General features: G+C 60.1%; 24 protein-coding genes. 14 read left to right on the plus strand and 10 right to left on the minus strand.

From position 1 onward, the window contains the following. The first annotated feature begins 7 nt into the window (after window positions 1–7). From pstA to JWU58_RS01090, 5 genes are all read left to right on the plus strand, one after another. Window positions 8–1678, plus strand: a complete 1671-nt coding sequence (pstA, locus tag JWU58_RS01070) for a phosphate ABC transporter permease PstA (protein ID WP_016772481.1) — start codon at window positions 8–10, stop codon at window positions 1676–1678. A 93-nt stretch (window positions 1679–1771) separates the two neighbouring features. After that, window positions 1772–2605, plus strand: a complete 834-nt coding sequence (gene pstB / locus JWU58_RS01075) for a phosphate ABC transporter ATP-binding protein PstB (protein WP_016772482.1) — start codon at window positions 1772–1774, stop codon at window positions 2603–2605. 111 nt (window positions 2606–2716) lie between these two features. Next, window positions 2717–3478 carry a phosphate signaling complex protein PhoU gene (phoU, locus tag JWU58_RS01080; RefSeq protein WP_016772483.1) on the plus strand — a complete coding sequence of 254 codons (762 nt, stop codon included), beginning with the start codon at window positions 2717–2719 and terminating at the stop codon, window positions 3476–3478. 189 nt (window positions 3479–3667) lie between these two features. After that, on the plus strand, window positions 3668–4600 hold the full coding sequence (locus JWU58_RS01085) for a response regulator (RefSeq protein ID WP_041476598.1): 933 nt from the start codon (window positions 3668–3670) through the stop codon (window positions 4598–4600). A gap of 207 nt (window positions 4601–4807) precedes the next feature. After that, window positions 4808–5704, plus strand: a complete 897-nt coding sequence (locus JWU58_RS01090; RefSeq protein WP_016772485.1) for a peptidoglycan DD-metalloendopeptidase family protein — start codon at window positions 4808–4810, stop codon at window positions 5702–5704. A 172-nt stretch (window positions 5705–5876) separates the two neighbouring features. Here the strand turns inward: JWU58_RS01090 and JWU58_RS01095 are convergent, their stop codons facing one another. The 3 genes from JWU58_RS01095 to phoB form a co-directional block, all read right to left on the minus strand. Beyond that, complete coding sequence (locus JWU58_RS01095) at window positions 5877–7217, minus strand: hemolysin family protein (RefSeq protein WP_110644534.1); 1341 nt, start codon at window positions 7215–7217, stop codon at window positions 5877–5879. Window positions 7218–7340: 123 nt separating this feature from the next. After that, window positions 7341–8627, minus strand: coding sequence for a phosphate regulon sensor histidine kinase PhoR (gene phoR, locus JWU58_RS01100; protein WP_221264854.1), 1287 nt, complete (start codon window positions 8625–8627; stop codon window positions 7341–7343). A 138-nt stretch (window positions 8628–8765) separates the two neighbouring features. Then, window positions 8766–9455, minus strand: coding sequence for a phosphate regulon transcriptional regulator PhoB (gene phoB / locus JWU58_RS01105; RefSeq protein WP_007896474.1), 690 nt, complete (start codon window positions 9453–9455; stop codon window positions 8766–8768). A gap of 151 nt (window positions 9456–9606) precedes the next feature. On the opposite strand from phoB, the gene JWU58_RS01110 reads away from it, so the two are divergent. Further along, window positions 9607–9990: a COG4315 family predicted lipoprotein gene (locus tag JWU58_RS01110; RefSeq protein WP_016772488.1), complete on the plus strand. Its 384-nt coding sequence runs from the start codon at window positions 9607–9609 to the stop codon at window positions 9988–9990. Window positions 9991–10105: 115 nt separating this feature from the next. Here JWU58_RS01110 and ubiA read toward each other — a convergent pair whose 3' ends face one another. Both ubiA and JWU58_RS01120 read right to left on the minus strand, forming a co-directional pair. Further along, window positions 10106–10996 (minus strand): 4-hydroxybenzoate octaprenyltransferase, encoded by an 891-nt coding sequence (gene ubiA, locus JWU58_RS01115; protein WP_024014831.1) that lies wholly within the window; start codon window positions 10994–10996, stop codon window positions 10106–10108. Next, window positions 10996–11556, minus strand: a complete 561-nt coding sequence (locus tag JWU58_RS01120) for a chorismate--pyruvate lyase family protein (RefSeq protein ID WP_024014830.1) — start codon at window positions 11554–11556, stop codon at window positions 10996–10998. The genes ubiA and JWU58_RS01120 overlap by 1 nt, the downstream gene beginning before the upstream one ends. A gap of 201 nt (window positions 11557–11757) precedes the next feature. On the opposite strand from JWU58_RS01120, the gene JWU58_RS01125 reads away from it, so the two are divergent. The 3 genes from JWU58_RS01125 to JWU58_RS01135 all read left to right on the plus strand — a co-directional run bounded on the left by JWU58_RS01125 (window position 11758) and on the right by JWU58_RS01135 (window position 13560). Beyond that, window positions 11758–11925, plus strand: a complete 168-nt coding sequence (locus JWU58_RS01125) for a rubredoxin (RefSeq protein WP_003177199.1) — start codon at window positions 11758–11760, stop codon at window positions 11923–11925. 20 nt (window positions 11926–11945) lie between these two features. Beyond that, entirely contained in the window at window positions 11946–13094 is a 1149-nt protein-coding gene (locus JWU58_RS01130) for an NAD(P)/FAD-dependent oxidoreductase (protein ID WP_206421362.1), read from the plus strand. 190 nt (window positions 13095–13284) lie between these two features. After that, a complete protein-coding gene (locus JWU58_RS01135; protein ID WP_003213368.1) occupies window positions 13285–13560 on the plus strand; it encodes an HU family DNA-binding protein in 276 nt (91 codons plus the stop codon). A 97-nt stretch (window positions 13561–13657) separates the two neighbouring features. Here JWU58_RS01135 and JWU58_RS01140 read toward each other — a convergent pair whose 3' ends face one another. From JWU58_RS01140 to tssI, 5 genes are all read right to left on the minus strand, one after another. Next, window positions 13658–14014, minus strand: coding sequence for a hypothetical protein (locus JWU58_RS01140; protein ID WP_206421363.1), 357 nt, complete (start codon window positions 14012–14014; stop codon window positions 13658–13660). A gap of 94 nt (window positions 14015–14108) precedes the next feature. Beyond that, window positions 14109–16439 carry a lipase family protein gene (locus JWU58_RS01145; protein WP_123441864.1) on the minus strand — a complete coding sequence of 777 codons (2331 nt, stop codon included), beginning with the start codon at window positions 16437–16439 and terminating at the stop codon, window positions 14109–14111. Beyond that, window positions 16436–17221, minus strand: a complete 786-nt coding sequence (locus JWU58_RS01150; protein ID WP_016772495.1) for a hypothetical protein — start codon at window positions 17219–17221, stop codon at window positions 16436–16438. Before JWU58_RS01150 ends, JWU58_RS01145 begins: the two co-directional genes overlap by 4 nt. Continuing rightward, complete coding sequence (locus tag JWU58_RS01155) at window positions 17218–18066, minus strand: DUF4123 domain-containing protein (protein WP_123441863.1); 849 nt, start codon at window positions 18064–18066, stop codon at window positions 17218–17220. Before JWU58_RS01155 ends, JWU58_RS01150 begins: the two co-directional genes overlap by 4 nt. After that, complete coding sequence (tssI, locus tag JWU58_RS01160; protein ID WP_123441862.1) at window positions 18063–20087, minus strand: type VI secretion system tip protein TssI/VgrG; 2025 nt, start codon at window positions 20085–20087, stop codon at window positions 18063–18065. Before tssI ends, JWU58_RS01155 begins: the two co-directional genes overlap by 4 nt. Before the next feature lie 699 nt (window positions 20088–20786). Here tssI and tssA point away from each other — a divergent pair. Genes tssA through JWU58_RS01185 form a run of 5 tightly spaced genes read left to right on the plus strand, consistent with a single transcriptional unit; the run spans window position 20787 to window position 25318 of the window. After that, window positions 20787–22349 (plus strand): type VI secretion system protein TssA, encoded by a 1563-nt coding sequence (gene tssA, locus JWU58_RS01165; RefSeq protein ID WP_024014827.1) that lies wholly within the window; start codon window positions 20787–20789, stop codon window positions 22347–22349. A 32-nt stretch (window positions 22350–22381) separates the two neighbouring features. Beyond that, window positions 22382–22885, plus strand: coding sequence for a type VI secretion system contractile sheath small subunit (tssB, locus tag JWU58_RS01170; protein WP_016772498.1), 504 nt, complete (start codon window positions 22382–22384; stop codon window positions 22883–22885). Window positions 22886–22910: 25 nt separating this feature from the next. Then, window positions 22911–24386, plus strand: coding sequence for a type VI secretion system contractile sheath large subunit (gene tssC / locus JWU58_RS01175; protein ID WP_016772499.1), 1476 nt, complete (start codon window positions 22911–22913; stop codon window positions 24384–24386). A 9-nt stretch (window positions 24387–24395) separates the two neighbouring features. Then, window positions 24396–24803: a type VI secretion system baseplate subunit TssE gene (tssE, locus tag JWU58_RS01180; protein ID WP_007920274.1), complete on the plus strand. Its 408-nt coding sequence runs from the start codon at window positions 24396–24398 to the stop codon at window positions 24801–24803. Between the two features lie 11 nt (window positions 24804–24814). After that, entirely contained in the window at window positions 24815–25318 is a 504-nt protein-coding gene (locus JWU58_RS01185; RefSeq protein WP_206421364.1) for a PAAR domain-containing protein, read from the plus strand. The last annotated feature ends 4 nt before the right edge of the window (window positions 25319–25322 follow it).

The following is a 25322-nucleotide window of genomic DNA, read 5'->3' on the forward strand; positions in this document are numbered from 1 at the left end:
GAAGTCTGTGAAACAGAACTCCCTGAAAGGATGGTTCAAGAGCGGCGCCCCGGGCGTCTGGATCAGCGGTGGCGCGGTGTCCATTGCGGTCATCATGACCATTGGCCTGTTGGCGGTGATTGCCGTGCGCGGTCTCGGTCACTTCTGGCCGGCGGACCTGATCCACGCCCATTACGACGTACCGGGCCAGGCCAATCACCTGGTGATCGGCGAAGTGGTGCAGAAAGAGGAAGTGCCGCGCGCACGTCTGAAGAGCGCCGGCCTGCCGGTACCGGACGAAGGTCCGGAATTCATGACCCGCGAGCTGATCAAGGTCGGCAACCGTGACCTGAACGGCAACGATTTCACCTGGATCGTCGGCGAGTGGCTGACCAAGCAGACCACACCGCCCGAGCTGATGGCGATCGAGCGTCGCGAGTGGGGCAACTTCTACGGCTACCTGGTCAACGTCAAACAGGATGGCAAGGTCATCGCCGAGGGCGAGGCCGCATGGCCTGAACTGCAAGCGCGCATCGATCGGGTGAACGATCTCGCGGCTCAACTGAAGACGCTGGAAAAAACCGACATCGGCGCAATCAACGCCGGTCTTGAACGCATCCGACTGCATGGGCGCAAGCTCGAGCTGGAAGGCAAACTCGACGCCACCGCACAAGCGGACATGGAATCCGAGCGCGCCGAGCTGGACGCGCGCTACAAAGACATCGAAGCACGTCTGTCTGATTTGCATGCTCAGTTCAACCGCGACGCCTTGACCGCCCGAGACGCCAACGGCAAGGAAATCGAAATCGGTCTGGGCAAAGTCGTGCATGCCTACCAGCCAAACGGCATGAGCACCTTGACCAAGGTTGGTTTCTACTTCAGCAAGATCTGGGAATTCCTCTCCGACGACCCGCGTGAAGCGAACACCGAAGGCGGGATCTTCCCGGCGATTTTCGGCACCGTGATGATGACCCTGATCATGGCGATGATCGTGACCCCGTTCGGCGTGCTGGCGGCGGTGTACCTGCGTGAATATGCCAAGCAGAACACCCTGACTCGCGTTATTCGCATCGCGGTGAACAACCTCGCCGGCGTACCGGCGATCGTTTACGGCGTGTTCGGTCTGGGTTTCTTCGTCTACGTGCTGGGTGGTTCGGTCGACCGCTTGTTCTTCCCTGAAGCATTACCGGCGCCGACGTTCGGTACGCCGGGCCTGCTCTGGGCTTCGCTGACCCTCGCGCTGCTGGCCGTGCCGGTGGTGATCGTGGCGACCGAAGAAGGTCTGGCGCGGATTCCGCGTACCGTGCGTGAAGGTTCGCTGGCTCTGGGCGCGACCAAAGCGGAAACGCTGTGGAAAATCGTTATCCCGATGGCCAGCCCGGCCATGATGACCGGGATGATCCTCGCCGTGGCCCGCGCCGCCGGTGAAGTGGCGCCGCTGATGCTGGTGGGTGTGGTGAAACTGGCGCCGTCGCTGCCGGTGGACGGCAACTACCCGTACCTGCACCTGGACCAGAAGATCATGCACCTGGGCTTCCACATCTATGACGTCGGCTTCCAGAGCCCCAACGTCGAAGCAGCCCGCCCGCTGGTGTACGCCACCGCGCTGCTGCTGGTGCTGGTGATCGCGACGCTGAACCTGTCGGCGGTGTATATCCGCAACCACCTGCGCGAAAAATACAAAGCACTGGATAGCTAAAGCCATTAGCCACAAGCGGCAAGCTACAAGCCGCTTTTGCTCAAACTTGCAGCTTGCAGCCAGAAGCTTGCAGCTACGAACGGAGTGAGACCCATGCAGCACGAAACACACAGCCACGGCATCAACATGTCTGCCCTGGGCCGCGACAAGCAGAGCCTGGACCTGGCGCAGGAAACCGTTGCCATCGAAGTACCGGGCCTGAGCCTGTACTACGGCGAGAAACAGGCACTGTTCGACGTCAGCATGAACATCCCGAAACAGCGCGTGACCGCGTTCATCGGCCCGTCGGGCTGCGGTAAGTCGACGCTGCTGCGTACCTTCAACCGGATGAACGATCTGGTCGACGGCTGCCGTGTCGAAGGCGCGATCAACCTGTACGGCAACAACATCTATCGCAAGGGCGAAGACGTGGCCGAGCTGCGTCGACGCGTCGGCATGGTGTTCCAGAAGCCCAACCCGTTCCCGAAGACCATTTACGAAAACGTGGTCTATGGCCTGCGCATCCAGGGCATCAACAAGAAGCGCATCCTCGACGAAGCCGTTGAGTGGGCGTTGAAAGGCGCGGCATTGTGGGACGAGGTCAAAGACCGTCTGCACGACTCGGCCCTCGGCCTGTCCGGTGGTCAGCAACAGCGTCTGGTGATCGCGCGCACCATCGCGGTTGAGCCGGAAGTGCTGCTGCTCGACGAACCGTGCTCGGCTCTCGACCCGATCTCGACGCTGAAAGTCGAAGAGCTGATCTACGAGCTGAAGTCCAAGTTCACCATCGTCATTGTTACCCACAACATGCAACAGGCGGCACGGGTGTCCGACTACACCGCGTTCATGTACATGGGCAAACTGGTGGAATTCGGCGACACCGATACCCTGTTCACCAATCCGGCGAAGAAGCAGACCGAAGACTACATCACCGGTCGCTATGGCTAACCGTGCAGCTGCAAGCCGCAAGCTTCAAGCGGCAAGTAAGAGCGGTTCGAGTACGACACAAATCAGCTTGCGGCTTGTAGCTTGCAGCTCATGGCTTTTGCGGAGCAAATCATGATTTCGAAGGAAGGTTTAACCCATCACATTTCCGCGCAGTTCAACGCCGAACTGGAAGAAGTGCGCAGCCACCTCCTTGCCATGGGCGGGCTGGTCGAGAAGCAGGTCAACGACGCGGTCACGGCGCTGATCGAGGCCGACTCCGGCCTGGCTCAGCAGGTCCGTGAGATCGATGACCAGATCAACCAGATGGAACGCAACATCGACGAAGAATGCCTGCGCATTCTCGCCCGTCGTCAGCCGGCAGCCTCCGACCTGCGTTTGATCATCAGCATTTCCAAGTCGGTGATCGACCTTGAGCGTATCGGCGACGAAGCCACCAAGATCGCCCGTCGTGCCATCCAGTTGTGCGAAGAAGGCGAAGCGCCGCGCGGTTACGTCGAGGTTCGTCACATTGGCGACCAGGTACGCAACATGGTGCGCGATGCGCTGGACGCCTTCGCCCGTTTCGACGCCGATCTGGCCTTGTCGGTGGCGCAGTACGACAAGATCATCGACCGCGAATACAAAACCGCCTTGCGTGAGCTGGCCACCTACATGATGGAAGACCCGCGCTCTATCTCGCGGGTGTTGAGCATCATCTGGGTCCTGCGTTCGCTGGAGCGCATCGGCGATCATGCGCGCAACATCTCCGAACTGGTGATCTACCTGGTGCGCGGCACCGACGTGCGCCACATGGGCCTCAAGCGCATGAAAGAAGAAGTTGAAGGCACAAGCGCTGAAACCGCTAATGTTCCGGGCGAAGCTGACGATAAGTAAGATTGCCTGAGAAAAGCGCCCGGCCCTCTGGCCGGGCGTTTTTGTTTCTGCTTTTCGGAGGCAGATACGGATCGGAAAGCGCATTAAAAAGCAGCACCCGCGAACGAAAAGTCCCGGCGTGACTGAAGAGTTTTGGCAATGTGCCATCAGCCAGCGTTATGCTTGCCGGGATTTTAATAGGGGTGTTGGATGAGCAAGATCAGTGTGTTGGTCGTGGACGATGCTTCGTTCATTCGTGACCTGGTGAAAAAGTGCCTGCGTAATTACTTCCCGGGGATCCGCACCGAGGACGCCATCAACGGCAAAAAGGCCCAGGCCATGCTGGCCAAAGAGGCTTTCGACCTGGTGCTGTGCGACTGGGAAATGCCGGAAATGTCCGGCCTCGAACTGCTGACCTGGTGCCGCGAGCAGGACAACCTCAAGACCATGCCGTTTGTCATGGTCACCAGCCGTGGCGACAAGGAAAACGTCGTGCAGGCGATTCAGGCCGGCGTTTCCGGCTACGTCAGCAAGCCGTTCACCAACGAGCAGCTGCTGACCAAGGTCAAGCAGGCACTGAACAAGGTCGGCAAGCTCGACACCTTGATGAACAGCGCGCCGACCAAGATGAATTCGGCATTCGGCAACGATTCCCTGAGCGCACTGACCGGCGGCAAGCCTGCCGTGGTCGGCGGCGCTGCGGCCAGGCCTGCCGCTGCTGCACCCGCTCCAGCCGCTGCACCGTCGCGCGGCTTGCTCAACAGCCCGCCAGTTCAGGCGCCCGGTGCATCCAAGGCGCCGGTGGGCGGTCGTGGTCAGGGCCAGTTGCGCCTGCCGAGCGGTACTCAGCAATGCGTGATCAAGGCCTTGAGCATCAAGGAAGCCCTGCTGGTAGTGAAGCGCACCGAAACCCTGCCGCAGATCCTCGACAGCGCCGTGCTCGATCTGGAGCAGGGTGACAACGCCGAGATCGCGCGCCTCAACGGTTACCTGCACGCCATCGTCGCCCACGAGCAGAAAGCTGACAGCGACTGGCTGCAACTGACCTTCCGCTTTGTCGACCAGGATGCGCAGAAGCTCGACTACATCTCGCGCCTGATCGCCCGGGGCACGGCGCAGAAGCACTTCGTACCCGGCGCGTAAGCTTCGTCGCCCGATAGGCCGCCTTCGCGAGCAGGCTCGCTCCCACAGAGATCACACCGAACCTGTGGGAGCGAGCTTGCTCGCGAAGGGGCCATCAAAAGCACCACCCATCTCCCGCGCTGGCCATTTTGAAACATCTGTCGACTAGCCTGGTCTGTCTCAGCTGCTAGGCTGATTCCCAGGCCTTCCTTCGACAGACTTTTGCCCATGCTCGCGCGCCTGCTGTTTTTCTGCGGTCTCTGCCTGGCCTCCCAGCTGGCGATGGCCATGACCATCTACAAATCCACCGACGCCAACGGCGTGGTCTCGTACAGTGACCGCCCGAGCAAAGGCGCGAAAGTGTTCGTGTTTCAGGACCGCATGGTCGAGCGCCTCGACCGCCAGGTGTACCTGGACATCAAGAAGCAGAAGGGCGTCGACGTAGTGTTTGCGCGCAACGATCTGTACGCGCCGGTTGAGGTTGCCCTGGCCTTCATCGGCACGAGCAATGTGCGTGGCGCGCCGTCGCGAGCGATCCGTCGTGTGCTGCCACCGCGCAGCAACACGCGGCTGGCGCTGCTGACCGCGATCAGTCGTGACCAGCCGCTGGTGTATTCGCCGCAGTTCCAGTATTCGCTGGGCGACCCCGCAGGCACCGCGCAGAGCTATCGCTATCCGCTGCCCTGGCGTGGCGGGCCGTTTCGCCTGAGCCAGGGCGCCAACGGCCAATACAGCCACTACGGGCCGAAAAACCGCTACGCCATGGACATTGCCATGCCGGTGGGCACGCCGATCATCGCCGCGCGAGCGGGTGTGGTAGTCAAGACCGAGAACTCCCAGAGCGGGCGCGGCACCGATGCCTCCGGCAATTTCGTCCGGGTGCTGCACGACGACGGCACCATGGGCGTGTACCTGCATTTGAAACAGGGTTCGGTGAGCGTGCGCGAAGGACAACGGGTGAAGGTCGGCAGCCCGCTGGCGCTGTCGGGCAACACCGGCAACAGCAGCGGCCCGCACCTGCATTTCGTGGTGCAGCGCAATACCGGCGAAGGGCTGGTGTCGATTCCCTATCAGTTCAACCAGCCGCTGGGGGCGTTGCCCAACTTTGCGTTGGGCAAACAGTAGGCGCGATAGGGTGTTGAGGGTTTTTGTGGCGAGGGGATTTATCCCCGTTGGGCCGCGAAGCGGCCCCAAATATTGCAACTCAGTACTAACTGACTGCATTCAATGGTTTTGGGACGGCTGCGCCGTCCAACGGGGATAAATCCCCTCGCCACAAGAGCCCCCCAAACTCCCATCAATCCAGCATCAACACCTTGGCCAGGACAATCTTCGGCCCTTTCATCTTCTTGATGATGATGCGCAGGCCTTCGACTTCGAGCACTTCTTCCTCTTCCGGCACCCGTTTCAGGGTTTCGTAGACCAGCCCGGCGAGGGTTTCCGCTTCGATGTGATCCAGATCGATGCCGAGCAGGCGCTCGACCTTGAACAACGGCGTATCGCCACGCACCAGCAACTTGCCCGGCTGATAGGCGAGGATGCCGCGCTCTGCCTTGCGGTGTTCGTCCTGGATATCGCCGACCAGCACTTCCAGCACGTCTTCCATGGTCAGGTAGCCGATGATGTTGCCGTCAGCCTCCTCGACCACGGCGAAGTGCGAGCCACCCTTGCGGAACTGCTCCAGCAGCTGCGACAGCGGCATGTGCCGCGATACGCGCTCCAGCGGGCGGGTCAGCTCGGCCAGGTTGAACGACTCGGGAATGTGGTCCAGCGCCGCCAGTTCCAGCAGCAGATCCTTGATGTGCAGCAGGCCGACGAACTCCTGGCGCTCGCTGTCGTACACCGGATAACGGCTGAACTTGTGGCGACGGAACATCGCCAGGATTTCCTTCAGCGGCGCGTTGAATTCCAGGGTGATCAGGTCTTCGCGGGAGTTGGCCCAGTCCACCACTTCCAGCTCGCCCATTTCCACTGCCGAGGCCAATACGCGCATGCCCTGATCGCTGGGATCCTGGCCACGGCTGGAGTGCAGAATCAATTTCAGTTCTTCGCGGCTGTAATGGTGTTCATGGTGCGGGCCGGGTTCACCTTGCCCGGCGATACGCAAAATCGCATTGGCGCTGGCGTTGAGCAGGTAGATCGCCGGGTACATCGCCCAGTAGAACAGGTACAGCGGCACCGCTGTCCACAGCGACAACAGCTCGGGTTTGCGGATCGCCCACGACTTGGGCGCCAGCTCGCCGACCACGATGTGCAGGTACGAAATGATGAAGAACGCGGTGAAGAACGACACGCCTTTGATGATCTCGGGCGATTCGACGCCGACCGCGCTCAGCAGCGGTTCGAGAATATGCGCGAACGCCGGCTCACCGACCCAGCCCAGACCGAGAGAGGCGAGGGTGATGCCGAGCTGGCACGCCGACAGGTAGGCATCGAGCTGACTGTGCACGGTGCGCAGGATGTGCCCGCGCCAGCCGTGTTGTTCAGCGATGGCCTCGACCCGGGTCGAGCGCAGTTTGACCATGGCGAATTCCGCCGCAACGAAAAAGCCGTTGAGCAAAACCAGGATCAGAGCAAAAAGGATCATGCCGAAGTCGGCAAAAATGGTCGCGAGGGACAAGCCAGGGGAAGGGTCCATGATGGAGTTTTGCGGGTTCCGTGTGATTCGAAAGTGGGGAGAAACAGCGCCTGAAAGGCAGGCACAAGTCAGCCAATGTAGCGGCTGACCGTGCGATTGCCTAGTGGCGTGTGCCGGGCGGCATCACTCGGTGGCGCTGATCGCCCGTGCGCTGGCCACCTGGGCCGGGGCGAAATGGCAGGTGAACGTGCTGCCGTGGCCGGGCACGCTGCTGATCTCCATGCGCGCGCGGTGGCGCAGCAGCACGTGCTTGACGATGGCCAGGCCGAGGCCGGTGCCGCCGGTGTTGGAGTTGCGGCTGGAATCGACGCGGTAGAAACGTTCAGTCAGGCGCGGCAAGTGTTTGCTGTCGATGCCGATGCCGGAATCCTGCACGCTCAGGTGCGCGCCCTGATCGTCGCCCCACCAGCGAATGCGGATGTTGCCCTCGGCCGGGGTGTACTTGACCGCGTTGAACACCAGATTGGAAAACGCACTGCGCAGCTCGGCCTCGCTGCCCTTGAGCAGCACTCCGGCATTGGCCTCGAGGCTGATGCGCTGGTTCTTCGCCCCGGACAACTGCTGCGCATCGCTGGTAATCGATTGCAGCAATGTGTCGATCTGCACTGGCTGGTTGTCCGACGGATAGTCGGTGGCTTCCAGCTTGGCCAGCAGCAACAGGTCGTTTAGCAGCGTCTGCATGCGCCCGCCCTGTTGCTGCATCTGCTGCAGGGCACGGCTCCAGCGCGGGTTCACTTCCTCGACATTGTCCAGCAGGGTTTCCAGATAGCCGCAGATCACCGTCAGCGGTGTACGCAGTTCGTGGGAGACGTTGGCGATGAAATCCTTGCGCATCTGTTCCAGCTGATGAATGCGCGTCACGTCGCGGACCAGCATCAGGTGTTCATTGTTGCCGTAGCGGGTCAGGTACAGCTGAATGCGCACGCGATCATTGGTCGGCGAAGGGATTTCCAATGGCTCGGCGAAGCTGTCCTGCTCGAAGTATTCCTTGAAGCGCGGATGGCGCACCAGGTTGGTCACCGGTTGGCCGCTGTCCTGCGGAGTCTTCAGGCCGAGCAGGGTTTCGGCGGCGCGGTTCCACCATTCGAGGTTGCCGTCGCTGTCGAGCATGATGACCGCGTCTTTCAGCGCGGCGGTGGACTCCTGCACCCGGTCGATCACCGCTTGCAGACGTCCGCGCACCCGTTGGTCGCGGCGTTGCAGGTGGTAGATGCTGTCGAACACCTCGCCCCACAGGCCATAGCCATCGGGCGGCGCTTCGTCGGGTTGATGCTGGCGCAGCCATTCGTGCAGACGCAGCAATTGCTTGAGCGTCCAGGCCAGATAAAGCCCCAGACCCGCCGCGAGGCTCCAGCCGTAATAGCCGGTGATCAGGCCGATCACCAGGCAGGCGGTGACCAGCAACAGCATGTGGCGAATCAGGGTGCCATGCCAGTTTTGATTCACGAGGGCGTCCTTAGCCGCAGCTTCAAGTTTCAAGCCGCAAGCTTCAAGCTAAAACGGATCGGCTTTCACTTGCCGCTTGTAGCTGGAAACTTGCAGCTGCTTTTACGCTTTTGTGGAGAACCGATAACCGGTGCCGCGCACGGTTTGTACCAGATTTTCGTAAGCGTCGCCGAGGGCCTTGCGCAGGCGGCGGATGTGCACGTCGACGGTGCGCTCTTCGACGTAGACGTTGCCGCCCCAGACCTGATCGAGCAACTGGCCACGGGTGTAGGCGCGTTCCTGATGGGTCATGAAGAATTGCAGCAGGCGGTATTCGGTCGGGCCCATCTCGGCGGGTTTGCCGTCGATGGTCACGCGGTGGCTGATCGGGTCGAGCAGCAGGCCGCCGACTTCGATCGGCGCTTCGCCATCGGTCGGTCCGGCGCGGCGCAGTACAGCCTTGAGGCGGGCGACCAGTTCACGCGGGGAAAACGGTTTGGTGATGTAATCGTCGGCGCCGACTTCGAGGCCCTGGATCTTGTTGTCCTCTTCTCCCTTGGCGGTGAGCATGATGATCGGGATGTCCCCGGTCAGCTCGTCACGCTTGAGGCGCCGGGCCAGTTCGATGCCCGAGGTGCCGGGCAGCATCCAGTCGAGCAGGATCAGGTCCGGTTTGCGGTCGACGATGATGGCGTGAGCCTGCTGCGAGTTCTCTGCCTCGAGGCAGTCATAGCCGGCCATTTCCAACGCCACGGCGATCATTTCGCGAATAGGCGCTTCGTCGTCGACGATCAGAATGCTCCTGCCAACCATGCCTTAATCCTCTTGTCATTTAACTGTCTTGCGCCGCATTAGATAACGGAATTATTGCAGTCGTGTGACAGTATTTCAGGCGCGCAACATTTGCACCCATCCTCGACTAAGCTCTAAGTCCGAATCCTGACAACCACAAAAGAAGGTTTCCATGACTCAGATGACTGCTTCGTTCAAAGCCCTGCTGCTGGCCGCCGCCCTGACATTGCCGGGGCTGGCCATGGCGGCCGATCCGGCGATGGAAAAGGACGGCATGTACACCGATCAAAAGGGCATGACCCTGTACACCTTTGCCAAGGACTCCGCTGGCAAGTCCGCGTGCAATGACAAGTGCGCGGCAAACTGGCCGCCGCTAATGGCGACAGCGAATGACAAGTCGATGGGGGACTGGACGGTAATCACTCGTGATGATGGCAGCAAGCAGTGGGCCTACCAGGGCATGCCGCTGTACACCTTTGTGATGGACAAGAAGGCCGGCGACATGACCGGCGACGGCAAAATGGACGGCGCGTGGAAAGTCGCCAAGGCCAAATAACCACGGTCCAAAACCCTGTGGGAGCGAGCCTGCTCGCGAAGCGTTGTGTCAGTTGTCGCAGAGGTGACTGACATGACGCCTTCGCGAGCAGGCTCGCTCCCACAGGTGTCATGCATCAGCGCAGTGCGTAATCCAGCACGATCCCGACAAATATCGCCAACCCTGCCCAATGGTTGTGCAAGAAGGCCTGGAAGCAACGCATACGGTCTTTGCTGCGCGTGTACCAGAACTCCCACGCATAACATCCCGCAGCCACCAGCAAACCGAGGTGGAACCAGATCCCCAGCTCGAACTTCGACCCGGCCAGAATCAGGCAGGCCAGCGACAATGCCTGCAAGCTGAGGATGATCACCCGATCCGCCTCGCCAAACAGAATCGCCGTGGATTTCACGCCGATCTTCAGGTCGTCATCGCGATCGGTCATCGCGTAATAAGTGTCATAACCCACCGTCCACAGCAGATTGGCGATCCACAGCAACCACGCCGCCGCCGGCAATTCTCCGGTCTCGGCGGTAAAGGCCATTGGCATGCCCCAGGAAAACGCCGCACCCAGCACCACTTGCGGGTAGTACGTGTAGCGCTTCATGAACGGATAAGTGAACGCCAGCGCCAGACCGCCCAATGACAGCCAGATCGTCGGCGCATTGGTGCACAGCACCAGCAGAAAACTGATGCCCATCAGCACGGCAAAGAACACCAGCGCTTCCTTCGAGCTGATCCTGCCAGCAGCGAGCGGCCGTTGCGCGGTGCGTTTGACGTGGCCGTCGACCTTGCGGTCAGCCCAGTCGTTGATCACGCAACCACCGGCGCGGGTCAGCACTACGCCAAGAACAAAAATCACCACGTTGGCCAGCGACGGCGAACCCTTGCCGGCAATCCACAACGCCCACAGCGTTGGCCACAGCAGCAGGTAAATGCCAATCGGCTTGTCCATGCGCGTCAACTGAACGAAATCCCAGGCGCGTGGGTTCAGACGGTTGAGGGACTTGAGCAGGCTCTGATACATCAGCAGTTCTCCGGATGGGCGCGGGCGGCGTCCCACAGGCTCGGCAGGAAGATTTCCGCGACCAGCACACTCAGCGCGCCACGGTCGAAACGCGAACGCCGGCCCCACAATTCAGGGGCTTGCACCGCTGGCGGGAGCCATTGTTCGGGGTAGCGGCAGACTTCAATGGCGCGGCGCTGGAACGCCTGATCGCAAAACAGCAATTCGCCCAGCGAGCGGCTGCCCAGTTCATCCATGTGCAAACCATCACCTTGCAGGGCCGCCCGCGAGGCAACGCTGCGGGCAAACACCCAGGCCTCGCCGTGGCCGCGCAAATACACCTCGCGCACCCAGCCTTCGCTGCCCTCGGCCAGCTCCAGTGCCGCGCATTCATCAGCGCGCAAGGTGTCCCAGCCTTCGAACAGCGGCGACACGCTGAAGCCGTCCTCGGACAAACGGGTCAAACGGCGGGTCAGCGAGCCTTCGTCGAACAACCAGTCGAGGGTCAACGGATCGGGGCGGGGCGTCAGGCGGTCTTGGGTCAGCCAGAGCGGGGCGGGGCAGGCATTTGAATGTTGCACAATGAGTCATTATTGGCCGCAAATGAGGCGGCGAGCTTACCATGGCGGGCGACAGGATTGAGCGGCGCCGGCCGCCGTTGCGCCGAACAGGCTTGCATCTGCGCGGCACCCTCAGTACAAAACGCCCTGAGCCGGATGGCAACGCAGCACCCATCGACTGTCCGCGCCGGCACTACGCCTGAACCCTGAGGAAGTACCTGAATGAAGAAGTGGCAATGTATCGTCTGTGGCCTGATCTATAACGAAGCCGATGGCTGGCCGGATGACGGCATCGCGCCGGGCACCCGCTGGGAAGACGTACCGGCAGACTGGCTGTGCCCCGACTGCGGCGTCGGCAAGATGGACTTCGAAATGATCGAAATCAACTAAGCAAATCAGAGGAGTAAGGCATGAGCGCACCAGTCGTCATCATCGGCACCGGGCTTGCGGGCTACAACCTGGCCCGCGAGTTTCGCAAGCTCGACAGCGAAACCCCGCTGCTGCTGATCACCGCCGATGACGGCCGCTCTTACTCCAAGCCGATGCTCTCCAACGGTTTCGGCAAGAACAAGGACGCCGACGGCCTGAGCATGGCCGAACCCGGCGCCATGGCCGAGCAGTTGAAAGCCGAGGTGCGCACCCACACGCGCATCAGCGGTATCGACGCCGGCCACAAACGCTTGTGGATCGGTGAAGAAGCCGTGCCCTATCGCGACCTGATTCTGGCCTGGGGCGCGGAAACCGTGCGCGTGCCGATCGAAGGCGACAGCGCGGAACTGGTATTCCCGATCAACGATCTCGAAGACTACGCGCGCTTCCGTGCCGCAGCGGCGGGCAAGCGTCGGGTGTTGTTGCTCGGCGCCGGGTTGATCGGCTGCGAATTCGCCAATGACCTGATTCTCGGCGGCTACGAAGTGCAACTGGTCGCGCCGTGCGAACAGGTCATGCCGATGCTCTTGCATCCCGCCGCTGCGGCGGCCGTGCAGGCCGGGCTGGAAAGTATCGGGGCGAAGTTTCACCTCGGCCCGGTGCTGACCCGGCTGGAGAAAGTCGCCGATGGCATGGAAGCGCACCTGTCCGACGGTCAGATCATCCCGTGCGATGTAGTAGTCTCGGCGATCGGCCTGCGCCCGCGCATCGATCTGGCGGCGGCTGCCGGCGTGCAGGTCAATCGCGGCGTGATGGTCGATCGTTACCTGAAAACCTCCCACGCCAACATCTACGCCCTGGGCGATTGCGCCGAAGTCGACGGGCTCAATCTGCTTTACGTGATGCCGCTGATGAGCTGCGCGCGCGCATTGGCGCAAACCCTCGCCGGAAATCCCACCGCGGTCAGCTACGGGCCGATGCCGATCACCGTGAAAACCCCGGTGTGCCCGCTGGTGGTTTCGCCGCCGCCACGGGGCAGCGAAGGCATTTGGAGCGTCGAAGGGCAGGGCGCCGACATCAAAGCGCTGTGCCACAGTGCCGACGGTCAGTTGCTTGGTTACGCCCTGACCGGCGGGGCGGTCATGGAAAAACTGACCCTGAACAAACAGCTGCCGCCGCTGCTGGCGTAAATGCCGGTCGTTCTGTCGCAAACACCGCTCTTTTGCCCCGACAAAGGTCTTGGGGACACTGGCGCCGCCGTTGGCGGCGTGCCATTCTCACTCCCGTCTGCCGCAGAGTAGAGCCTGCGGCGCCTTGGGCGCTGTTCCAACGAGAACAGCACGGACATAACAACAAAAAACCGTCAAAGGGGCTTCACTAATGCGTAAACCAGAACTCGCCGCTGCAATCGCCGAAAAGGCAGACCTGACCAAAGAACAGGCCAACCGCGTCCTCAACGCCGTCCTCGAAGAAATCACCGGCGCCCTGCACCGCAAGGACAGCGTGACGCTGGTCGGCTTCGGCACCTTCCTGCAACGCCACCGCGGCGCCCGCACCGGCAAAAACCCGCAGACCGGCGAACCGGTCAAGATCAAGGCCAGCAACACTGTGGCATTCAAGCCAGGCAAATCGTTGAAAGACAGCGTCAATCCTTGATGGCAGCGTGCTCCCCTGAATGACGGGGAGAACCGCAAATGAGAAATGGGCACACCGATTGCGGTCGGGTGCCCATTTTTTGTGGCTGTCTGTTGGCTTACTGGCGTCGGAAGCAGGCCTTGCCGTTGCCGAAATCCACGGCCAGGCAGTTTGGCTCGATCGCCAGTTGCAGGTCCTGGAACAGTTCGCCCAGATCGCTGTTGGAGGCAGGCTTGGTTTTGCTTTCCAGCAGTACTGTCTGGTTCTCGACTTTCCAGGTGCCTTTGGCAAAGCCATCGGCGCTGCCATACGCCACACCGGCATCAAAGGTGCCGTCCTTTCGCAACAGCAACTCGGCGCCCATTTCCATTGCGCCGGTCAGGTAGTAATGGCCGTCCAATGGTGGGGTTTCCGCTGACGCGTGGGTGATGGGCAGCCACATGAGCGCGGCGAAAAACAGTGGTTTCAGTTCCATGAAATGAAGCTCCTTGGCAGTTGTAGTAGAGGGATCGCATTTTCGAGCGTTGGATTCTGGCACAGCCATGTTTTGCCCGCCCGTTGTTCAGGCGCTACACAATCGAATCAATATCCAGATGAAACGGCGCGCCAACTGCATTTCCACCGGTCATCGCGGCGATAGCGGCGTCGTGGTCTTCAGCGGCTGGCGGGATCATCGCCAGTTGCTCCTGAACCAGGTTTTCAGGGTGGGCGTTCCAGCGCAGCAGACCTTCCTCGACCCATTCGGGCTGGTCGGCATAGCTGCCGTAAACGTCGGTCTCAGTGACCCGTTGACTGCGCAGCGCTGTCAGGTGGGCCTTGGTCATGCTGATTTTGTCTATTTCCTGATTGAGCATCAGCGTCTTGTGCACGCGCTCCTGCTCTCGCACGTAAGAACGGTGGTTGTTTTGCAGATCGCGCTTAACGGCCCGCAGCTGTTGCTGAATATTCTCCAGGGCGCTGCTGATCCACTCGTATTCGCGATTGGTCACCAGCGAACGCTTGAGCTGCAGTGCTTCCTGCCAACGGCGCAAGCTGGCCCAGCAGCCGGGGATGTAGCTGCCGACCATTGAGTGGTGACCTGCGGAGAACAACTGCCGCAAAAACGATCCGCGTTCGGGCAAGCCGTTGGTAGCGCGCAGGGCCTTGGCGCAGCCGTGATCGACGATCGTGCTGCAACCCGGCTCCCAGAGAAGCGAGGATCGGTGGTCGTTGTCGAACTCAACGGGCATGAAATGGCGCAAAGCACCGTGATGCCCATAGTCGTCGCCAAAGAAATTGATGATTCCCCAGATCAGCAGGCCGAGGCCGGCGACCGGGTTGAAGCCCAGCACCACGGCGTTGGTTGCGTACATCGGCCCAGGCTTGGCAAAGGTGTTCATCCAGGTCGCCGGCACGCTCGGTACCGGATCGTTCTGATTGACGATGCGGTGATGAACCAGCGACTGGGCGCTTTCGATGAAGGTAGTGTCGCCGGCGCGGGGGGCGCCGTAGGTGTAGAGCACGATTTGCGGGGAGAACTCCAGGTTGCGTCTCAGCATCTCGGACAGGATCAATGCAACTGCACCGCCCAGACTGTGACCCGTGATCAGCAGCTTTTGCCCGCTGTAGAATTTTTCCAGATAAGTCACGATGAATGGATAAGCCGCCAAAGCGCCACCGTAGAAACCGCGGTGCACTTTGCCTTCGCCTTCGGCAAAGGGAACCTGATAGGCATCGCCGTCACGCCGGCCGTCGGGCCAGATCTCACTGGTACCTCGCACGCTGATCAGGATCAACTCGTCATGGTGGCAGATGAAAGCTTGGGTATCAGTACTGTTGTCTTTGTTACGGTCATCGAGACAGTGCAACTTGGCCGGGTGTTCTTGTTCGTCGCCCAACGCGGGGTCATTCACTTCGGGGTAAAGGTTCGGGTCGAACGGCACCACTTCCAAGCGTTTCGAATACGGCACGTCTTCGTACAGTGGGTAGTATTTCTGCGTTTGCGAGTCATCGACCTTCCACAACTCGTCGAACTGCGGTAGCGCGTGGCCGAACCAGTTGCCGCTGCTGGGCTGTACCGGAAAGCTTACCGTGTCGGTCTGCACCGGTTGAGTGTTGGGTTCCTGTCCGAAATCGGTGTAGCTCAGCGTCGCCATCACCGACAGCTGATAAAGGTTGAGCGCGCAGAACGCGTCGCCTGTCGACAGCATTGGCCGTAGCGCTCTCATCGGCCGTACTTCCAGCACATGGTGTTTGTTCGGCAGCAGTGCGACGCCCTTGGGCGGCGGCGGGGAAAACCCCAGTTCGACGGTGGCCATCTCCGCCGCACTCAAGATTGTGTGCAGTCCGCCATCCGCAGAAGTTTTATCGACGAGCGTGAAGTCTCTGGACTTCGCCGCCGATCGCATGAGCTTGTGCGCCGCCCTCTTCGGAGGGTCGCGACGAGCAACCAGTGGTGGCAGGTGGGCGATGTGCTTTACCAGTTCACTGACTTCGACCTGACAGTACGCGTCGGTTTCGGGCAGGTCCTTGGCGGGGTTTGCCTGGGTGCGAGTGCCTGTTTTGTGGAAGAAGCGGGTTTTTTCGGCGCGGACTTGGAGTTCGGTGATGGGAAGGGGATAGTGGGGGCGCTTTTGCAAAAATGTGTAAGATTTTTCGCTGCCTTGATAGCGGCTCTTCAATTTGAGTACTAGCGGACCGCAATAATGATCGTCGATCTTTGCAGATCCAGTCGCATCAAGTTTTCCGCTATGGACCGTGTCTTCGTAATCAATCACTTCGTAAGACAGACCAGCGTATGGCTTACCGTCGCCGAATTCGTCCACTAGCTGGAAGCTGGTACGATGGCCGCGTTTAGGGCAGGCATGTATGTCGCCCTGCATGAAGCGCAAATCGGTCGCCGAGGGAGTCTCAATGTTCATGGTGCCCCTTGCTCCGTGCATCCCGGATAGATGGTGCAAACCCGCCCATCGACCATTTTAAAAGTGCTGAAATTTGTGTCGTTGCCGTAGCAAAAGGCGTATTGATCCTCGAAGTTCTCACCCATACAGCGCTTCCAGCCGCGGGTTACTTTGATCCAGGTATCGCCGATGGCTGGAAGTTCTTCACTTGCCAGCCTGACCTTCAGCGTCACCGTTTTGCCCTCAAGTTGAGTCAATGTGTACGCCGTGGAAGGTCTCGTTCGCAGCACGTTGCCCTGAGCATCCATGTTTTTGCAGGTCAGCAGTTTGATCAGGAAACGATGTGGACCGACGGTGCGGAATGACCACCTGCATTCACCATAAAACTCCCCTGCACCGTCCTCGTTGAAAGTGCCCTTTAGTCGTTCCAGCAACTCTGGACGCACGAAAATCGAGGCGTAGTCCATGCTGAAGTTGCTTCGGCCTTTTCCATAAAAACCGATGAGCTTGATTTCCACTTTGTTGAGCGCCAACGGACAATCGCTGACGGTTTTGTACAACTCGATTTCCGCAGTGCTTACATATTCCATGGTGGGTTTATTGAAGCTCACCCAGAAATCCGGCTTTCCTGGCACGCGGCAGGTTTCACCCGCTGCGGGCAGGTAGATAGCCTTCAGCTCATATTTGAATCCAGGTGGAAAATCCGGAACAAACGTAAACGTGTTCGGGGTCTTCACCGTCGTACAACCCACCAGCAATCCCAGGCAACCACTCAGCAGCAACCCTCGTTTCAAGTTCCTCATCGACCTACCTCTCCCTGCCAATACAACGCTTCCTGATATACCCGCTCAAAATGCATCGCCGGATCTTCACCGGGTTTGGGCAGCCATGATTTGCCTGGCCGATATCCCGGTAACTGCAAACTGCGGGTCAGCAAGAAATGCACTTGCTCCGGTTGTTGCCAGCCCCACAATTGCGTCAGTTGAATCAGGCCCCACAGCCACTCATCGACGTCGAGCTGTTCGGCCAGCGTGGCCATGGCTTCGGTGTGTTCGCCGACCAGGTAACGGCGGGTGTTGTCGAACAGCACGTTGGCGTAGATCAGCTCCGGGGTCGGCGTGTGCAGCCAAGGCGGATCCATCGGCAGCGGGTGGTGGCCGGGGTCCGGGTTGTCGATCGCGTTCCATCGCTCTGCGTGCCAATAGCAGACGCTGTTGAATGGCCCGAGAAACGCCGCGCGGTGCTGGGGTTGCAGGTGCGCCAGCGCACGGCCCAGAACCCGGTTGTCATGCATGCGGTACACCGCCTGATTCGGGCGTTCGCCGGTTATCAGGCGCTCGCGCCAATGCGCCGCCAGCAGATCAAGTTCGGCGTGACGGGCACTGGCCAGCCAGCCCCAATTGCGCTCGGGCGTGGCGAGCAAGGTCTGGATGGCGGGATGCTGCGCCGTATCGATTTGCAACAGCAGCGGGCCGGTCGGCACCAGCGACTCGGCCGGCGTGCCGCTGTAGAGCGGACGAAACCGCTCGGTGCCGAGGTCGCGGGTCAACGCAGCGTGCTCTGCGCTTTGGCCCTCGGTGTCGAGCATCAGATACAGTTCGCAGCCGGCGCGGGACTGAGCGTGCAACCATTGTTCGACCGGGCTCATGCGACTTCTCCCAGCTCACACTGACCCGCTGCGCAGGCTTCGCACAGCGGGCAAAAATCCGCTGCCTGCTGGCGGGCACTGTTGACGATCGACAGCGGCGTGGCGTTGATCGCAGCTGGCAGGCCGGCCTCAACTTGCAGCGGTTGTAGCGGTGCGAGACCCGGCAGTGGCGCGCCGCCCTGAACGATGGGCACGCTGCTGAAAATCCCGCCGGCATTGATCACGATGTGATGACCGCCCGCTGACAGCGTCAGGCTCATGCCGGCATCGATCACCACGTTGCTTGCCGTGACATGCGCCTGCTGGCCGGCCTGGATCACCAGAGCGCCCAAGGTCTGGCTGCTGGTGCCGCTGACCTGCAACAAGTCGTCGGCGTTGATTACTGTGCTTCGCAGTCCTTGATGAGTGCGCGAATCCTTGCCCTCGATGAGACTGGTGCTGTCATTGCCGACATGCTCATGGCGGTCGCGAGTGATCAGGCTGCGGCTGTCGTTGAGGATCAGTTGCTCGAGGTCGCGCTGCGCGCGCAGGTAGATCTTCTCCTGCCCGGCGCGATCCTCGATCGACAGTTCGTTGTAGCCGCCATTGCGCGGTGAGCTCTGGCTGCGTAATACCGTGCGGGTTTTACTCGCCGGCAAGGGATGGGCGACGGCATTGACCTTGTTGGCGATGCAGCCGGTAATCAGCGGTTGGTCCGGGTCGCCTTCCTGGAAGGTCACGACCACTTCCATGTCGACCCGGGGAATGGTCACCGCACCAAATCCGTCACCTGCCCAACTGGAAGCTACGCGTAACCAGCAGCTGCTTTTTTCGCTGTTGAGTTCAGCGCGATCCCAGGGAAACTCGACACGAACCCTGCCGTACTCATCGCAGAAGATCTCTTCTCCGGGAGGCCCGGTAACGCGCGCGGTCTGGCAGACCAGCAAGGGTCTTGGCGCGGGCAAAGGCGGGCGGAAAACCACTTCTGCGGGAATGGCCCTGAAGGTATTGCGATAGCCCTGGGAAAAACCATCGGCAGGTTTCGCCTCGCTGCTGAAAGCCTCTTCGAGCACTGCCGGTTGCTTGCCTTCGTGACTGAGACTGACCAACAGCCACAACTCGTTGCACTCGGCCCTGGGATGTTCGCTCAGCTCGAACAGGTGACCGCTGCGCAAAATCGCCTGATCGCTTTTGCCTTCAATCCATTGATAGTCGCTGCGATGGCGCTCCAAGGCCTGACGCGCCAGCTGTTTGCCGTGCTTCTCGGACTTCATCAACAGTGGATAGCGATACTCCTCCAGAGCCGGCGTGAACTCTGCGGTGAAGCGGCTTTCCAGCAGCAGGCTTGGCCGCTTGAGGTCATAGTCACGGCGGGTGACGGTGCTGGTACGGGTGTTGAAGCCCATGGTCAGGTGGTTGACCACCGGGTGTTCGGCAACCATGCCGCTATCAACCCGAAAGGCTGTCGTACCCAATTTGGGTGCGAACACCGGGCTGTCGCTGAATACCAGTAAGTGCCCGTCGAGCGAATGTTGATGGTGCCAGGCGATACCCTCTTCGGCGCACAGACGCTGAATGAACAAAAAGTCGCTTTCGCCGTACTGCGTGCAGTACTCACGAGGCTCACCGGCGGCGACATTGAACGTGAAGTCATCGGCCTGGATGCCATGCCCTTTGAGCACTTGCGCGATGATCTGCGGCACGGTCAGTTGCTGGAAAATCCGCTGGTCGTGGCTCAGTTGCAGATAATGCAGCGCCGGTACCAGTGTCAGTTCATAACGGGTCAGGCGCTGGCCTGATTCGCCGAGCATGACGTTTTCGATCCGCCCGTGAATGCCTTCGCCCGCTGATCCGAACTGCAGAAACGCAGGTTGGCTGAGCAAGCTTTCCAGATCGAAATCCGCGTGCTCGCTCACCAGCTCAAGGCGAAATGCGTACAGCTGACTGATGGCTTCGGTGCCCGTGAACGCGAGCACCTTGAAGTCGTGACGAATGGCGGGGATATGCAGAGAGAATGGCGCGCAGTGGCCTTTGCCGAACATGGGCTTGTCCTTAAGCAAAGTGAGTCAAAGCGCGATGCTGTCCTCCCTGATCGCCGCGCATGAAAAGTGGCCAGGGCAAGCTAGCGGCGCGGCAAACTAATTGATGTAAGAAGTATCCCTGAAATTTGTCAGAGTATTCCGGTGTGGAAGTCTTGGTCGTGATGCGAGAACTATCTGAAGGACGCGGCTTCGATAACTATCGAGTTGGCAGTGTTTGTTGGCGCGGGAAAGTTTCAGAATAATGAAATGCCATCATTATAGTGGCACTTTTTGCGTTGATCGTTGTCGCGGAAAACTTGTTGAGGCAAACCAGCTATTTTCGGAAGTGTCCTACTTCTATTTTTTTTTGAATTTGGCATGCTGCACGCCGCTCGAGGATACGAGCGTCAGGTAAACTCGCCCGGCTGCGGCGCAGGGCTCTGGGTCAAGGGTTTGCCGGGGGCTGGTAAAATCCGCCAGTTAATAAACGGCCTCAGGGAAACCCCTGCGACATATAGGGCGATCTCCTACAGACCGCAATGAACAGTTCGTCTTGTTGTTTAATCAGATGCTTGCTAGTGGCCATCATAGTGATTACGATGCGCCCACTTGAAAGAGCACATCTCAATTGGATGAGTCGCTGAACTGCTCTTCGATACTGTCCCGCGTTGCTGAAACTCCATTCGCGCGCATGACTGTAATCCTTAATAAAGGCCATGGATGTCCTACTCAAGCAAACTTTCCGCCCATTACCTCGAACTCGCAAAAGTCTCTGTTTCCAAAGAGAATTTCGCGGGCGAAGACGTTCGTTTTTCGAGCGAATTCGAGGCGCTGGAAAGTGAGCTGGCCAAGGCTTCGTCGATGCACGAAAGCGGGCAGATCGACTGGCTGAAAATCCGCGAAAACAGCGAAAATCTGCTGCGTACCCAATCCAAGGATCTGCGTGTCGGCGCCTGGCTGACCTGGTCGCTGTACCAGCGCGAATCCTTCCCCGGGCTGCTCGCCGGCCTCGGTCTGCTGCACCATCTGTCGGAAAACAACTGGGCCGACGTCCACCCGCTCAAACCCCGCACCCGTGCCGCCGCGATCGGCTGGCTGGTGCCGCGTCTCGAGCAGGTCATCACCGAAAACATTGCGATCAAAGAGCAGTTGCCGATGTTCCGGCAGCTATCCGAGCACCTGGCCGGCCTTGAGGCCGCGTGCACTGAGCATCTGGGCGATGACGCGCCGCTGCTGCTGCCGATCTCCCGCCGCCTGAAAACCATGATTCAGCGCGCCGCCGACAACCAGCCGGCACCCGGTGTGGTGGGCGCGGCGGTGGCGCAGGTCAAGCAGGCCGCGACCCAGCTGCTCACCCCCGGCGCGCCGATCGACAACGAGCGGGATGCGCACAAAGCCCTGCGCGCCCAGCAGGAAAGCGCGCGCCCGCTGTGTGCCTGGTGGCTCAAGCAGAAGGCTACCGATCTGCGCGCCCTGCGCCTCAATCGCACGCTGTTGTGGATGACCATCGACGCGGTGCCCGAGCGCAACGCCGAGCAGATCACCGTGCTGCGCGGTCTGCCGCTGGAAAAGCTCAAGCTCTATCAGGACCGTTTCGATCAGGGCAAATACGCCGACCTGCTGGTGGAACTGGAGGCGAGCCTGGCGAAGGCGCCGTTCTGGTTCGATGGCCAGAGGATGGTCTGGGAATGTCTCCAGAACCTCAACGCCGAATTGGCAATGCGCGAAGTGGAAATCCACTTCGCGCTTTTGATTCAGCGCCTGCCGGGCATCATCGAGTTGCGCTTCCATGACGGCGCGCCGTTTGCCGATCCGTCCACTCGGGCGTGGATCGCCGCCAATGTCATGCCGCACCTGCAAAGCGCCAGCGCGCCGCGCAAGGTCGAAAGCGAGAACGTCGAAACCCAGCCGGCGTGGGAAAAAGCCCTCGAGGAAGTCCAGCCTATCCTGCGCAAGGAAGGTTTGAAGCCGGCCGTGCAGATTCTCAAGCAGGGTCTGCAATCGGCCCACGGTGGCCGCGAACGCTTCTTCTGGCAGTTCACCCTCGCGCGGCTGTGTTTCCTGGCCAAGAAATACGAACTGGCCAAGAATCAGCTCGAAACCCTCGATCAGACATTACAGGACTCAGGCCTGCACGCCTGGGAGCCCGATCTTGCATTGCAAGTGCTGCACCTGCTGCACAGTTGCTGCGAGTTGTTGCCGCAGAACCACGCCGTACGTGAAAGCAAGGAAGAGATTTATCGCAGGCTGTGCCACCTCGACCTCGAAGTGGTACTCGAATAGGCCCCAGGGCCACAACCGCAAGGAGAAAAGCCATGGCCAAAGAAGGCTCGGTAGCCCCCAAGGAACGCATCAACGTCACCTTCAAACCCGCCACCGGCGGAGCTCAGGAAGAGATTGAACTGCCGCTGAAGCTGCTGGCAATCGGTGACTACACCCACCGCAAGGACGATCGCAAAATCGAAGATCGCAAGCCGATCAGCATCGACAAGATGACCTTCGACGAAGTGTTGGCCAAGCAAGAGCTGGGTCTGACGCTGAGCGTGCCGAACCGTCTGCAGGAAGATGGCGAGGCTGAAGAGCTGGCCGTGCAATTGCGCGTCAATTCGATGAAGGACTTCAACCCGGCCAGCCTGGTCGAGCAAGTGCCTGAGCTGAAAAAACTGATGGAACTGCGCGATGCGCTGGTGGCCCTCAAAGGCCCGCTGGGTAACGCACCTGCGTTCCGTAAAGCGATCGAAGGCGTGCTCGCCGACGACGAATCCCGCGGTCGCGTACTCGGTGAGCTGGGCCTGAACGCCGCAGCCCCGGACGCCTGAGACTCTTGCCAAGGAAGCCAACACAATGAGCACTAGCGCAGCACAAGAGAAGAGCGCCGCCAGCGGCGAATACAGCATTCTCGACAGCATCATCGCCGAAACCCGTCTGACCCCGGACGACGAAGCCTACGACATCGCCAAGCGTGGCGTGTCGGCGTTCATCGAAGAGCTGCTCAAGCCGCAGAACAACGGTGAGCCGGTCAAGAAAGCCATGGTTGACCGCATGATCGCCGAGATCGATGCCAAGCTCAGCCGTCAGATGGACGAGATCCTGCACCACCCGGATTTCCAGGCGCTGGAATCGTCGTGGCGTGGTCTGCAGTTGCTGGTCGACCGCACCAACTTCCGCGAAAATATCAAGATCGAAATCCTCAACGTCTCCAAAGAAGACCTGCTGGACGATTTCGAAGATTCGCCGGAAGTCATGCAGTCGGGCCTGTACAAGCATATCTACACCGCTGAATACGGCCAGTTCGGTGGTCAGCCGGTGGGCGCGATCATCGCCAACTACTACATGTCGCCAAGCTCGCCAGACGTCAAGCTGATGCAGTACGTGGCCAGCGTTTCGTGCATGTCCCACGCGCCGTTCATCGCTGCTGCCGGCCCGAAATTCTTCGGCCTGGAAAGCTTCACCGGCCTGCCGGATCTGAAAGATCTGAAAGACCACTTCGAAGGCCCGCAATTCGCCAAATGGCAGAGCTTCCGGACTTCGGAAGACTCGCGCTACGTTGGCCTGACCGTGCCGCGTTTCCTGCTGCGCAACCCGTACGATCCGGAAGAAAACCCGGTGAAATCGTTCGTCTACAAGGAAACCGTTGCCAACAGCCACGAGCACTATCTGTGGGGCAACACCGCTTACGCGTTCGGTACCAAGCTGACCGACAGCTTCGCCAAATTCCGCTGGTGCCCGAACATCATCGGCCCGCAGAGCGGTGGCGCGGTTGAAGACCTGCCGTTGCACCACTTCGAAAGCATGGGCGAAATCGAAACCAAGATCCCTACTGAAGTTCTGGTTTCCGACCGTCGTGAATACGAACTGGCCGAGGAAGGCTTCATCTCCCTGACCATGCGCAAAGGCTCCGACAACGCGGCGTTCTTCTCCGCAAGCTCGGTGCAGAAGCCGAAGTTCTTCGGCATCAGCGCAGAAGGCAAGGCGGCAGAGCTGAACTACAAGCTCGGCACCCAACTGCCGTACATGATGATCGTCAACCGTCTGGCTCACTACTTGAAAGTGCTGCAGCGCGAGCAACTCGGTTCGTGGAAAGAGCGTACCGACCTCGAGCTGGAACTGAACAAGTGGATCCGTCAGTACGTTGCCGACCAGGAAAACCCGAGCGCCGAAGTGCGTGGCCGTCGTCCGTTGCGCGCTGCGCAAGTGATCGTCAGCGACGTTGAAGGCGAGCCGGGCTGGTACCGCGTGAGCTTGAATGTGCGTCCGCACTTCAAGTACATGGGTGCCGATTTCACCCTGTCGCTGGTTGGCAAGCTGGACAAAGAGTAAGAGCGACTCATGGACGGATACGGCAGCCTGTTCGAACGCCTCAACGGCGACGCACAACTACGCAAGGGCAACAGCCTTGAGGCTTGTGCCATGGCGTCAGTGGCTGCCCATCTGGCCAAAATGCTCAGCACCCGGGCCGGCAGCGTGCAAACGCTGGCCGACTACGGGTTGCCCGATCTCAATGACATGCGCCTGAGCCTGCACGACTCGCTGAGTCAGGCCCGCCTGGCCATCGAAAACTTCATCGAAGCCTACGAGCCACGCCTGAGCAACGTGCGTGTCATTTCCCTGCCGCGTGACCACGATCAACTTCGCCTGGCCTTCAGTATCGAAGGCCTGCTGGAAGTCGAGGGTTTCAAGCGTCAGGTCAGTTTCTCCGCGCGCCTGGATGGCAGCGGACAAGTCAAGGTCACCTAAGGAGATCCCCGATGTCTGGCAAACCCGCAGCACGCGTATCCGACCCCACCGCTTGCCCGCTCCCCGGCCACGGCACCAACCCGATCGCCGCCGGTTCCGGCGACGTGTTCTTCGACGGCCTCGCGGCCGCCCGCCAAGGCGATGTCTCGGCGTGTGGTGGTGCGATGGTCGGCGATCTTGCGACAACCGTGTTGATCAACGGCAAACCGGCTGCGACCGTAGGTTCGGTTGGATCTCACGGCAATAAGGTCACGGCCGGATCCGGGACGGTGATTATTGGCAATTCGCATACGCCGGCGCCGTTTGTGCCGCCGGAGCCGGTCATCATTCCTGCAATATTCAATCGTGTCTTTGAATTCAAAACCGCAGATGGAAGAACGGTTGAAAATTTAAACTACATCATGCGCTCTGATAGCGGGATTGAGAAAACAGGCTCAACGTCAACAGGCATGTCAGGTGGTTTTTCAACTGGAAAGACGGCAGAGCCTGTAACTATATATATTTCGGCGGACTAGTAGG

This window comes from Pseudomonas atacamensis, assembly GCF_017167965.1.
Taxonomy (GTDB): Bacteria; Pseudomonadota; Gammaproteobacteria; order Pseudomonadales; family Pseudomonadaceae; genus Aquipseudomonas; species Aquipseudomonas atacamensis.

What these genes read in the sequence shown, in the direction of transcription:
- phoR (WP_221264854.1), bottom strand. Translation starts at nt 8,627, where the DNA reads ATGCTGTTGCTGGTCACCGCCTGCCTGGTGATCGGCCTGATCACCGGC.
- tssB (WP_016772498.1), top strand. Translation starts at nt 22,382, where the DNA reads ATGGCCAAAGAAGGCTCGGTAGCCCCCAAGGAACGCATCAACGTCACC.
- JWU58_RS01125 (WP_003177199.1), top strand. Translation starts at nt 11,758, where the DNA reads ATGAAGAAGTGGCAATGTATCGTCTGTGGCCTGATCTATAACGAAGCC.
- tssA (WP_024014827.1), top strand. Translation starts at nt 20,787, where the DNA reads ATGTCCTACTCAAGCAAACTTTCCGCCCATTACCTCGAACTCGCAAAA.
- pstB (WP_016772482.1), top strand. Translation starts at nt 1,772, where the DNA reads ATGCAGCACGAAACACACAGCCACGGCATCAACATGTCTGCCCTGGGC.
- phoU (WP_016772483.1), top strand. Translation starts at nt 2,717, where the DNA reads ATGATTTCGAAGGAAGGTTTAACCCATCACATTTCCGCGCAGTTCAAC.
- JWU58_RS01150 (WP_016772495.1), bottom strand. Translation starts at nt 17,221, where the DNA reads ATGAGGAACTTGAAACGAGGGTTGCTGCTGAGTGGTTGCCTGGGATTG.
- JWU58_RS01155 (WP_123441863.1), bottom strand. Translation starts at nt 18,066, where the DNA reads ATGAGCCCGGTCGAACAATGGTTGCACGCTCAGTCCCGCGCCGGCTGC.
- phoB (WP_007896474.1), bottom strand. Translation starts at nt 9,455, where the DNA reads ATGGTTGGCAGGAGCATTCTGATCGTCGACGACGAAGCGCCTATTCGC.
- tssE (WP_007920274.1), top strand. Translation starts at nt 24,396, where the DNA reads ATGGACGGATACGGCAGCCTGTTCGAACGCCTCAACGGCGACGCACAA.
- JWU58_RS01145 (WP_123441864.1), bottom strand. Translation starts at nt 16,439, where the DNA reads ATGAACATTGAGACTCCCTCGGCGACCGATTTGCGCTTCATGCAGGGC.
- tssC (WP_016772499.1), top strand. Translation starts at nt 22,911, where the DNA reads ATGAGCACTAGCGCAGCACAAGAGAAGAGCGCCGCCAGCGGCGAATAC.
- JWU58_RS01110 (WP_016772488.1), top strand. Translation starts at nt 9,607, where the DNA reads ATGACTCAGATGACTGCTTCGTTCAAAGCCCTGCTGCTGGCCGCCGCC.
- JWU58_RS01135 (WP_003213368.1), top strand. Translation starts at nt 13,285, where the DNA reads ATGCGTAAACCAGAACTCGCCGCTGCAATCGCCGAAAAGGCAGACCTG.
- tssI (WP_123441862.1), bottom strand. Translation starts at nt 20,087, where the DNA reads ATGTTCGGCAAAGGCCACTGCGCGCCATTCTCTCTGCATATCCCCGCC.
- JWU58_RS01095 (WP_110644534.1), bottom strand. Translation starts at nt 7,217, where the DNA reads ATGGACCCTTCCCCTGGCTTGTCCCTCGCGACCATTTTTGCCGACTTC.
- JWU58_RS01130 (WP_206421362.1), top strand. Translation starts at nt 11,946, where the DNA reads ATGAGCGCACCAGTCGTCATCATCGGCACCGGGCTTGCGGGCTACAAC.
- JWU58_RS01140 (WP_206421363.1), bottom strand. Translation starts at nt 14,014, where the DNA reads ATGGAACTGAAACCACTGTTTTTCGCCGCGCTCATGTGGCTGCCCATC.
- JWU58_RS01085 (WP_041476598.1), top strand. Translation starts at nt 3,668, where the DNA reads ATGAGCAAGATCAGTGTGTTGGTCGTGGACGATGCTTCGTTCATTCGT.
- ubiA (WP_024014831.1), bottom strand. Translation starts at nt 10,996, where the DNA reads ATGTATCAGAGCCTGCTCAAGTCCCTCAACCGTCTGAACCCACGCGCC.
- JWU58_RS01090 (WP_016772485.1), top strand. Translation starts at nt 4,808, where the DNA reads ATGCTCGCGCGCCTGCTGTTTTTCTGCGGTCTCTGCCTGGCCTCCCAG.
- JWU58_RS01185 (WP_206421364.1), top strand. Translation starts at nt 24,815, where the DNA reads ATGTCTGGCAAACCCGCAGCACGCGTATCCGACCCCACCGCTTGCCCG.